The 9,556-nt window shown below is 36.9% G+C and carries 11 protein-coding genes and 3 pseudogenes; 12 read left to right on the top strand and 2 right to left on the bottom strand.

What is annotated here, in order from left to right:
* Both ACIR131C_RS26630 and ACIR131C_RS0105435 read right to left on the bottom strand, forming a co-directional pair.
* Positions 1-222 (bottom strand): annotated as a pseudogene (locus ACIR131C_RS26630) (septum site-determining protein MinC); the annotation flags it as partial.
* 221 nt (positions 223-443) lie between these two features.
* Complete coding sequence (locus tag ACIR131C_RS0105435; protein WP_028089378.1) at positions 444-1,781, bottom strand: four-carbon acid sugar kinase family protein; 1,338 nt, start codon at positions 1,779-1,781, stop codon at positions 444-446.
* 579 nt (positions 1,782-2,360) lie between these two features.
* Here ACIR131C_RS0105435 and ctpB point away from each other — a divergent pair.
* The 12 genes and pseudogenes from ctpB to ACIR131C_RS26615 form a co-directional block, all read left to right on the top strand.
* Positions 2,361-3,695, top strand: coding sequence for a carboxyl-terminal processing protease CtpB (ctpB, locus tag ACIR131C_RS0105430; protein WP_028089377.1), 1,335 nt, complete (start codon positions 2,361-2,363; stop codon positions 3,693-3,695).
* 198 nt (positions 3,696-3,893) lie between these two features.
* Positions 3,894-4,244, top strand: a complete 351-nt coding sequence (locus tag ACIR131C_RS0105425) for a translation initiation factor (protein WP_028089376.1) — start codon at positions 3,894-3,896, stop codon at positions 4,242-4,244.
* 208 nt (positions 4,245-4,452) lie between these two features.
* Positions 4,453-4,746 carry a hypothetical protein gene (locus ACIR131C_RS25950; RefSeq protein WP_028089375.1) on the top strand — a complete coding sequence of 98 codons (294 nt, stop codon included), beginning with the start codon at positions 4,453-4,455 and terminating at the stop codon, positions 4,744-4,746.
* 20 nt (positions 4,747-4,766) lie between these two features.
* A pseudogene (locus tag ACIR131C_RS27190) lies at positions 4,767-5,555 on the top strand (protein NO VEIN domain-containing protein); the annotation flags it as partial.
* Positions 5,556-5,669: 114 nt separating this feature from the next.
* Positions 5,670-6,077, top strand: a pseudogene (locus ACIR131C_RS25380) (Uma2 family endonuclease); the annotation flags it as partial.
* A gap of 170 nt (positions 6,078-6,247) precedes the next feature.
* Entirely contained in the window at positions 6,248-6,466 is a 219-nt protein-coding gene (locus ACIR131C_RS0105410) for a hypothetical protein (RefSeq protein WP_028089374.1), read from the top strand.
* A gap of 14 nt (positions 6,467-6,480) precedes the next feature.
* Positions 6,481-6,792: a hypothetical protein gene (locus tag ACIR131C_RS21995; RefSeq protein ID WP_231395398.1), complete on the top strand. Its 312-nt coding sequence runs from the start codon at positions 6,481-6,483 to the stop codon at positions 6,790-6,792.
* A complete protein-coding gene (locus ACIR131C_RS21990) occupies positions 6,770-7,198 on the top strand; it encodes a hypothetical protein (RefSeq protein ID WP_196811727.1) in 429 nt (142 codons plus the stop codon). The genes ACIR131C_RS21995 and ACIR131C_RS21990 overlap by 23 nt, the downstream gene beginning before the upstream one ends.
* 200 nt (positions 7,199-7,398) lie before the next feature.
* The gene (locus ACIR131C_RS26620; protein ID WP_231395397.1) at positions 7,399-7,779 is read left to right on the top strand and encodes a hypothetical protein; all 381 of its coding nucleotides are present in this window, start codon (positions 7,399-7,401) and stop codon (positions 7,777-7,779) included.
* Positions 7,766-8,104 (top strand): type II toxin-antitoxin system PemK/MazF family toxin, encoded by a 339-nt coding sequence (locus ACIR131C_RS0105385; protein WP_028089372.1) that lies wholly within the window; start codon positions 7,766-7,768, stop codon positions 8,102-8,104. The genes ACIR131C_RS26620 and ACIR131C_RS0105385 overlap by 14 nt, the downstream gene beginning before the upstream one ends.
* A 257-nt stretch (positions 8,105-8,361) precedes the next feature.
* Complete coding sequence (locus ACIR131C_RS0105380) at positions 8,362-9,402, top strand: DUF499 domain-containing protein (RefSeq protein ID WP_269208800.1); 1,041 nt, start codon at positions 8,362-8,364, stop codon at positions 9,400-9,402.
* On the top strand, positions 9,303-9,556 hold a 254-nt coding region (locus ACIR131C_RS26615), incomplete at its 3' end, for a methyltransferase (RefSeq protein ID WP_341271309.1). The genes ACIR131C_RS0105380 and ACIR131C_RS26615, both read left to right, overlap by 100 nt.

Below are 9,556 nucleotides of genomic sequence, written 5' to 3'. Positions count from 1 at the left end.
ATTTACCTCAGCAGAATTAGAATCATTTACCTCTATATTAACCTCATACACAAGCGACTCTGACTTAGGGACTGCGGAGTTTATGATATCAGATTTAACATCATCCGTATTTACCTCAGCAGCATTAGAATCATTTACCTCTATATCAACCTCATAAGCGACTGACTCTGAATTAGGAACTTCAGAGTTTATTGCATCATGTTTAGCAGAATCAGAATTCATGCAGCACTAGCCAAAATATACCAACTGTGAGATTTAAAATTGATAATTGTCAACAGATTTTGGATTTACAATTTTCGATTTTGGATTGACTCCACCCTCAAGTGTGGAGCTTGAGGATTTTAGATTGACGAAACATTGGATTAGTTCCGTCTTCAAGGGACGGGGTTTGTACCGAAAATTCCCAATCTAAAATCTCAAATCTCAAATCTCAAATTTTTTGGTCAACTGTTAATTGTCAATTTACATACCAATCTTTGATAAACCGTCCCCAAAGCATCAGCATTACCAACATTACCGGGAAACAACACTACTGGCAAATTAGGAAACAGGGGATGATCGGATGGTGTGATTACCATGGAACAACCTGCTAAAATTTGACCAAGTAATCTAGCGGAAGTTAAAGCCAACCCTGTACTCAAGACATCATTTGAAGTAATACCCCCCTTACTGATTAGGAATCCTATATCAGATGGTAAACCTTGGACAATATCCATGAGTAAAGCTGAAACAGTGCTGCCAAAATCTAACCTAGTTTTGACATCTTTAAAAGTTAATTCTTGACGGCTGGTGTAAACTACTGGAGTTTTACCAGCATTATGTACTGTTTTGACATTTTCTAGAATCTCTGCTAATAGTTTAGCAGATTCCTCTACCCCATGATCAAGCAATCTACCTACATTAACTTCTATGCCTACCGTCCCCTCAAGTTGTAATAACGATTCTAACTGTTGAGTTGTCTTTTTAACGTGAGAACCGACAATGATTGCACCAGGTTTGTTACCCCGCACATATTTTGCCATATTTTCAGCCGCAATTGGTTGAGGGGGTAAACCAGCCAAAGCTGTTAAAATACTAGCAGCAGAACGGAATAAAAATCGTTTTCCCTGACTTGCGGCCGTTAATACATCTAATGCAAAGGCGTTCAGATCCGGTTGATTTTCTCCGTCTACTACACTACACTGATTATTCTCAAGTTGTAACAAGCGTTCTAAACTACCAGCGCGGATATCTGTAAGTAAAAATCTATTGACAGTATCTTCTTTGATCTGTCCTTTGGTTTTTTCTTCTACATACTTAGGAAGATAGCTGTAATTGTAACTGAAGACTGAATCACGGGCAAATTCTGTTTCATGTACGGGGGTGGGAACACCATCAATAATTAAATAATGAATACTGTCACGGGTAATTCTTCCCCCTTCAAAAAATGCCGGGACGAGAAAATGAGCATCAAATGGACCTAGTTCTTCGGCAATCACATCGGTTTCTATGGGATAATGTCCCCGCAAAGTGGAGTCAGAGCGACTAACTATCAGAAAATCGGTGATTTTTTCCGAAGCTAATGCAAGTTTGAGATGATGGCAAACTTCTCTAGTCACAGATGCGGCAGCATCTGGGGTGAGGGAACGAGTATTGGTTAAAATAAAGAGAATGGGAGCATCGTCTTTTAATCCTAAACGCAGGGTTTCCACATCCCAACGCATCAATAGTAAACAACTGTGGACGGTTTGGGAACCGGTGGGATCATCATCGAGGACAATTATTTTGGGTTTGTTATTCATAATTTGTTTTGTTGACACTTTTGTCAGTTGTTCAAGTTCTTTGCATATCTTACATACATGATCTGGAATGAATGATATTGATGTTCAGCTATTCAAAAAATGATATCATCTTAGTTCATAATCCCTTCAAGAAGTAGGTTATACACGGGATAAGAAAATCTGGCCTTTTAGTCAGGTAGAAGTAACAATCGTACTAATTGTTACATTTTATTAATTTATCCTCAAGGTGAATGAATGGAATTGATAATCAGTTTATAAAGGATCATTAATAAAACTTTAATGATCATGTTAATGGAAATCACACCCACTCAGGCAAGAAAATGGTATGGTAAAGAAGATAATTGAGAATTTATAAATGACACTTATGTCAATGTCACACAGTGGCTTTTGTTTTTTTGTAAAAAAACGGTTCACCTCAACCTGTAATAGTGCTTAACCAAAAAATAAAATATTCCATAACGGAAACGGAAAAAAGGTCTCAAGATAGATGAAGTATAAAGGTTATTAGGATAAAAAACCACAAATCAGGCAATTCTGCTTAATAAACCCTCAAAAACACAACTATTTCCGCGAATATACATGAACCAATCTGCAAAATATTACTCACCGCTCCAGGCTGCTTTGATTGGTGGAGCGATCGCTACAACTGCTACCATAGCTGTATTTGGTCAAGCTTGGACAAAATCAGTTCATGCTGCTTTACAAGATAGTCCTAAAGTATTAGTTGACCAAGTTTGGCAGCTGGTGAATCGTGAATATGTTGATGATAAATTTAATCAACAAGATTGGCAAGCAGTCAGGCAGAGCCTATTAAGTAAAGACTATACTTCTAAAGAAGAAGCTTACGTAGCAATTCGCGCAGCTTTGCAAAAGCTGGGTGATCCCTACACTCGGTTTATGAACCCCCAACAATATGAATCCCTAACTAGTCAAACATCCGGGGAAGTATCGGGTATTGGTATTCGTATGCAAATCAACGAAAACACCAAGCGTCTCACCGTGATAGAGGCTATAGACAATTCTCCAGCCCTAAAAGCCGGATTAAAATCAGGGGATGAGATATTAGCCATTGATGGTAAATCTACCCTGAAAATGACGGTAGAAGATGGCTCAAAATTAATTCGTGGTCAAGTAGGTACTAGTGTTAGCCTAGATATACAAAGATCAGGAAGCAAACTCAAAATCAAATTAACAAGAGCAACAATAGAAGTTCCTACTGTTCGGTATACTCTCAAACAAGAAGCGAATCGGCGATTTGGGTATATTCGATTACAAGAATTTAGTTCCCACGCTGCTGACCAAATGCGTGTTGCTATTCGCAGAGGGAAGAGTGATCAAGTTGATTCCTATGTTTTAGACCTACGAGGTAATCCCGGTGGTTTGTTAAATGCTAGTATAGAAATTGCGCGGATGTGGCTAGATGAGGGTCATATCGTCAAAACCGTAGACCGCAAAGGATGGAGCGCCCAAACCACAGCTAATGGTACGGCTATTACCAAACTACCCTTAGCAATTTTAGTGGATGGTAATTCTGCTAGTGCCAGTGAAATCCTCACCGGCGCACTCAAGGACAATAAACGGGCTGTAGTTGTTGGTAGTCAAACCTTTGGTAAAGCTTTGGTACAGTCAGTCCATGAACTAGAAGATGGTTCAGGTTTAGCCGTCACCATTGCCCACTATTATACACCTAATGGTACAGATATCAACCATAAAGGCATTGCACCTGATATCAAGCTAGACTTGACACAAACACAAGAACGCCAATTGGCTTCTAATCCGAGTTTGATCGGTACAAATAGTGATCCCCAATACGCTCTTGCCATTGCTGCTCTCTCAAATGGTAAATTAGCAGAAACTCTGAAAAGTCAAAATTCCCATTCTGTTAGTGTTAGTTTGGAAGACTCGAAATTTTAAAATTTGAGCTTTAATTCCACCCTTGGGGGACAGTTAGGTAACAATTAATGAACCACGAAGGCACGACTTTTTTGTGGTTCATTTTCTCTTATCCTCTTATATATACTCTATCATGTAGCAATGATATATTTAATTGCCACCGTTTGGGTTAAAATTGTTGAGAATGAAAGTCTATTTTTCCTGCCTTAAATTCTATCTATGGCTAATCCTAAATCTGACAAAAACTTTGTTTACCAGGAATTTGGTAACGGTAGTTCATCCCCACTAGAACGGGCTTTAGAACGGGGAATCCAAGATTTACCCCCAAATCAGCAAAATGTAAGAATCCAAGCCACCCGCGCTGGACGGAAGGGGAAAACTGTCACGGTGATTACTGGTTTTCAAACTAAACCGGAAACTTTGGCTACTTTATTAAAACAGTTAAAAGCCCAATGTGGTACCGGTGGCACGGTTAAAGATCATGAAATTGAGGTTCAGGGAGACCATAAACAGAAGATATTAGAAATTTTGGTAAGATTAGGTTACAAGGCTAAAATCAGTGGTGGTTGAAGGGTGCAGTTTACCGTATCTTTTCAGGAATTACATGACAATGTTAACTTTAGAAATGTCAGCTATTTACAAAAGGTATTGATGAATATGGATGTAAATTGATGCAAAAAAATTAGAATTTTATCATGAACTCACTGGTTATGTAGAAGACCAATCAGTTAAAGCTGCTAGTGATGATACAGCCAGGGGTAGGGCTTTAGGTTTTACAATGGCCATGTTACAACGTCGCTTTGCTTCTAGTATTTACGCTGTCCGTCGAAGTTTAGAAAGAATGCGTGATAAACGCCAGAGGATTTTAGAAGACCCAGAAAGCTATCGTCAAGAGCAAATTAATAAAAAACTTCCAGAGGATTTTGAAGAATTAACAGAAACAGATCAGCAAAAAATTATCGGTGATTTAGAAAGTGTAGTTGCTTCTATTGACCCTGTTGCTTTAAAAAAAGAAATTTTGCAACTTAATGAATTAATTAGTCAAGCACTGATATTAGAAAGGAGAGAATAGGAAATCACCAGCGAGGTTAGATGTATTTTCGGCTGCTATTACCGATGGACGGGGTAGAAAACTCCATGAACCAACCAACTTTATTTTTAGATTTAGTACCAGCAAAAAAAGCAGATTTTCCGATTAAAAATGGAGAAAATATAGATAATCATAACTTAGTTGATTATTTACCAGATGATAGTAATTTACCCAGTCGAGAACAGGTAGAACAAGCATTAATTGAACAGGAGTTAAATAGATTTTTAACAGAAATTAGGACTCAGCGACAAAAGGAAGTAGAGACAATTTCTAATTATATAGAAAAGAGTCTGACTGTAATTATTGATAAAATCCAGATTCAATATGCAGAATTATGGCAACAGAAAGAATCTGGTGATAAAGAACAGGGTTTAGATGGGAGAATGAAACAATTAGAAGACCGATCATTTGAATTAAATGGGAGGTTAGAACAACGTCGGGAAGAATTGCAGCAAGAAGCCAGTTGTGCAATTACCGATATTCATCATCATGGCCGTGCTTGGGTATTACCCCATCCTGAAAGAAGTTCTCCAGAAATCGCACAAATGGTAGCTGATGATGAAATTGAAAAAATAGCAATTCAAGCAGTGATAGAATATGAAAAAGCCAGAGGTTGGCAAGTTATGAGTGTAGAAAAAGAAAATCGCGGCTTTGATTTGATATCACGTCAACCTGATTCTGGAGATCCATTAAAAGCTAGTTTAGTTAGGTTTATTGAAGTTAAAGGACGGGCAAATATTGGTGAAGTGGCGTTAACAACTAATGAATATAAAACAGCGGAAAGATTGAAGAGGGATTACTGGTTATATGTAGTATTTAATTGTGCTTTATCTCCAGAAGTTCATACTATTCAAGACCCAGTAAAATTAGATTGGCAACCCTATGTAAAAATAGAACATTATCAGTTAAAATATGAAGTTTATATTGGTGATGTTAAACTGTGGATACCAAAATATCAAGTATTTACTTATCCTGATGTGATGGTAATTGAAGGTGAACCTATTTATTATGGAAATAACACCACTATACTTACTAACCCGTTATTAATTGGTGAAGTTTTATCTAAATCTACAAAAGATTATGATCAAGGTGATAAATTTCTCTATTATCGTTCTATTCCTGAATTTAAAGAATATATTTTAATTGACCAAACTAAATATTATATAATGCAGTACGTAAAAAATCATCAAAATCAATGGGTTTTAACTGAATATGAAACAGAAGATGCTATTTTACATTTGGCATCAATTAATGTGAAATTATCATTAAAGCAATTGTATAGAAAGATTAACTTTTTGCAAAATATAGAGTAAAATGAGTATTAATACATAATATCTTGTCAGAATCAGGTGGTTATCGAGCGAAGTCGAGATAATGTCCAAGATTTAATTAAGGATTTACAGGATTCTGACAAATAATATGTGATCAACAATAATGACTAAATACCTTAAACGCGTAGTTAATAAAGGGAGTGATTAAGAATATGAGTACAGAACAACTACTGTATAAATGGCAAGACTTAAATACAGATGAACAATCAAAAGTTTTAGCTTTTATTGATTCTCTAAAACACCAAAAACAATCCAGTTCCAAATTGGGTCAAAAGTTAAGAAAAATCCGCCAAGAAATAATTGATTCTGGTATGCCTTTATTAACGGCTGACGAAGCAGACAAAGAGAAAGCAGAACGTCGAGGTGGATAGGTCGAAGACCTGATATGATTCGTACTTTTATTGATGCTGGTGTTTTAATTTATGCTGCTCGTTCCCAAGGAGAGATTGCTGAAAAAGCCTTACAAATTCTGGAGGATGAAAACCGAGAATTTGCTTCTAGTATTTTTCTTAAATTAGAGGTATTACCGAAAGCAATTTATAATCATCAAAAAAGCGAAGTTAAGTTTTATGAAGCATTTTTTGAGAAAGTTTCTTATTGGGCAAAGGATATAAATACAATTATTGCTATGGACAACCGCTTTAACCACTACCGTTGTCTCAACTTCTACAGCAATGGGTTGGCATTCCTCCGCTAAAGGACATCCACTAGGCTTGTTTCCTGTATCTCCCAGTGAATACTTAGCTTTAGATGTCATGTCCTTTGCATCCGGTAATACAAGCTGGCGGTTTCCTATTGCGGTCATGGAATTAGAAAATAGTAAAGATATTAACCGCAGTGCCTACTCGCTTTGGAAAGTATTATGCGTCCGTGCAGATTTAAGAATAGTCTTTTGCTACCGTCGCAGTGCGGAAGAACGCGCTCACCTAATTAGTTTTTTACGCGATGAAGTGCTGCAAGCTATGAGTTTAACAGACAGAATGAAACTTGACGGTGAAACCATTATAGTAGTAGGTAGTCGAGATGATTCTGCTACCTTTCCCTACGGGTTTTTTAAATGGTGGCAGTTAGAAACAAATACTGGCAACTTTAGCATCCTATAATATAGGAATAGTCCACACAACCCATATTCTCGTCACTGCTAAACCCCTACAACATGGTGATTTTTACAATCAATATTATTGGTGATTAAACCCTAAAACGTACTATAATAGTTAAGCTATAGTATGGTTAATTTATACAAGTCCGTAGGTTGGGTTGAACACAGTGAAACCCAACATTGAAAATCTAAAGGAGAAAATAAATGTCTATCAGAGAACAACTAATCAATGAAATATCCCAAACACCTGATATTTTAGTCAGAGAAGTTTTAGACTTTCTACTGTTTATTAAATCCAGAGCAAATCAAGAGATAGGGGGTAAAAATAATTCTCATAATTCTGATTTTCCATCTTTGTTAAATTTTATAGATCTTAATTCTGAAACACCAACAGCAGATAATCTACAGCTACCAAGAGATTTATCAAAAAATCTAGATCAATGTAAACTTTCCGAATTTTTCCGTCAATCTCCCTTAGCTGAAGTAGCTGAAGAATTAGAAAAAGCATATCGAGAAGCATCAGCAGAAAATGACCCAAATTGGGAAATAACTATTGGGGATGGACTCACAGATGAAACGTGGTGAAATTTACTTTGCTAACCTTAGCCCCTCTGTTGGTTCAGAAATGGATAAACGCCGTCCGGTGCTAATAGTCAGTAATGATGCTAATAACAACGCTGCTACTACGGTGACAATTTTACCCATTACTTCTAATATTACTCGTGTTTATCCCTTTGAAGTATTGCTAAATCCAGAAGATAGTGGTTTATCAAAACCTTCTAAAATTCAAACTCAGCAAATACGAACAATTTCTAAACAACGAATATCAGGAGATGCTATAGGTAATTTGAGTACAGAATTAATGGAATTAGTTAACGCGGCTATTAAATTACATTTGAATTTAGATTAAATTCTCTTTTCTTACACCCCACACTTTCACACTACCAAAATTATGGTTATTCCAGAACTTGAACAACAACTCCTGCAACTTTCCCCCAACGATAAACTTTACATAATTCAATTACTAGCACAAAGCCTAACTATGGAAAATAAAAATTACGCTCACACTCCGTACTCCCACACCCAGCACCCTAAAACTTATGACTAAAATCAACCTAGACTTACCCCCAGAAGTATTTTCCGCTAGGTGGAGAAAATGCCTTAGCTATATTAGCAGAACATGAGCGAAGATTTACTGAACCTAAAGGCGATGTGATTAAACAATTTCTGCCCAAAGATAAACCCTGTTTAATATTAATGGATGAAATTATCAACTATGTGAGTACATATCGAAAAGATGGTTATCACAATAGTTTATATAATTTCATTCAAGCATTATCAGAAACGGCTAGAGGTTCAGATAATGTGGTGTTAGTAGTTTCTATTCCTGCTTCAGAAATGGAATACACTTCAGCTGATGAAGGGGATGAACAAAGATTTAAAAAAATGCTGGATCGGGTGGGTAAACCTATTATGATGTCAGCAGAAGCGGAAAATTCAGAAATTATTAGAAGAAGACTTTTTGAATGGGATGCTGGGGCTGTAACTGCTGACGGTAGGATTATGTTACCAAAAGATGCGATCGCCACTTGCAATGAATACGCTGACTGGGTACTAGATAACCGCCAACAACTACCTAGTTGGTTTCCCCTGAATAATCCCCGTGAAGCCTTTTATGCTACCTATCCTTTCCATCCCTCAGTGTTATCGGTATTTGAGCGCAAATGGCAAGTTTTACCCCGCTTCCAACGGACTAGGGGAGTATTGCGTTTATTAGCTTTGTGGGTGTCTCATGCTTATAAAGAAGGATATGAAGGCGCACACCGTGATCCTTTAATTACGTTAGGAACTGCACCCCTAGATGACCCCCAATTTCGCTCTGCTGTTTTTGGACAATTAGGGGAAGATAGATTAGAAGGTGCTATTACAACGGATATTTGTGGTAAAAAAGATTCCCATGCTGTGCGTTTGGATGCGGAAGCTGATGATCAAATTAAAAAAGCACGACTGCACCGTAAAGTTACAACTAGCATATTTTTTGAATCTAATGGTGGTATTTTACGGGCTGAATCTACTATACCAGAAATTCGGTTAGCGGTGGCAGAACCATCTTTAGATATTGGCAATGTAGAAACAGTTTTAGGGTATTTTTACATTTTGCTAGTGATGCTCAAAAATACTATACTCTTAAGCATAAAACTGGATTAATTACAGAAGGTTTTTTTGCTAAATGTCGTAATCCTAATTACTTGGGAGAAGTGTTGATTTATCTGGCTTTTTCTATATTAACTCAACATTGGCTACCTTTCTTGATTCAGGGGTTATTCATAGCCATGATCTTTGTTCCCAATATGCTGAAAAA

This window comes from Dolichospermum circinale AWQC131C, from assembly GCF_000426905.1.
In the GTDB taxonomy this organism is placed as follows: domain Bacteria; phylum Cyanobacteriota; class Cyanobacteriia; order Cyanobacteriales; family Nostocaceae; genus Dolichospermum; species Dolichospermum circinale.
The sequence above is the reverse complement of the archived record's forward strand: the minus strand, read 5'-3'. Positions and strand labels throughout refer to the sequence as shown.

Coding starts and splice junctions, on each gene's coding strand:
- ACIR131C_RS25950 (WP_028089375.1), top strand. CDS start 4,453: ATGGCCATGTTACAACGTCGCTTTGCTTCTAGTATTTACGCTGTCCGT.
- ACIR131C_RS0105435 (WP_028089378.1), bottom strand. CDS start 1,781: ATGAATAACAAACCCAAAATAATTGTCCTCGATGATGATCCCACCGGT.
- ACIR131C_RS0105410 (WP_028089374.1), top strand. CDS start 6,248: ATGAGTACAGAACAACTACTGTATAAATGGCAAGACTTAAATACAGAT.
- ctpB (WP_028089377.1), top strand. CDS start 2,361: ATGAACCAATCTGCAAAATATTACTCACCGCTCCAGGCTGCTTTGATT.
- ACIR131C_RS26620 (WP_231395397.1), top strand. CDS start 7,399: ATGTCTATCAGAGAACAACTAATCAATGAAATATCCCAAACACCTGAT.
- ACIR131C_RS0105385 (WP_028089372.1), top strand. CDS start 7,766: ATGAAACGTGGTGAAATTTACTTTGCTAACCTTAGCCCCTCTGTTGGT.
- ACIR131C_RS0105425 (WP_028089376.1), top strand. CDS start 3,894: ATGGCTAATCCTAAATCTGACAAAAACTTTGTTTACCAGGAATTTGGT.
- ACIR131C_RS21990 (WP_196811727.1), top strand. CDS start 6,770: ATGGGTTGGCATTCCTCCGCTAAAGGACATCCACTAGGCTTGTTTCCT.
- ACIR131C_RS21995 (WP_231395398.1), top strand. CDS start 6,481: ATGATTCGTACTTTTATTGATGCTGGTGTTTTAATTTATGCTGCTCGT.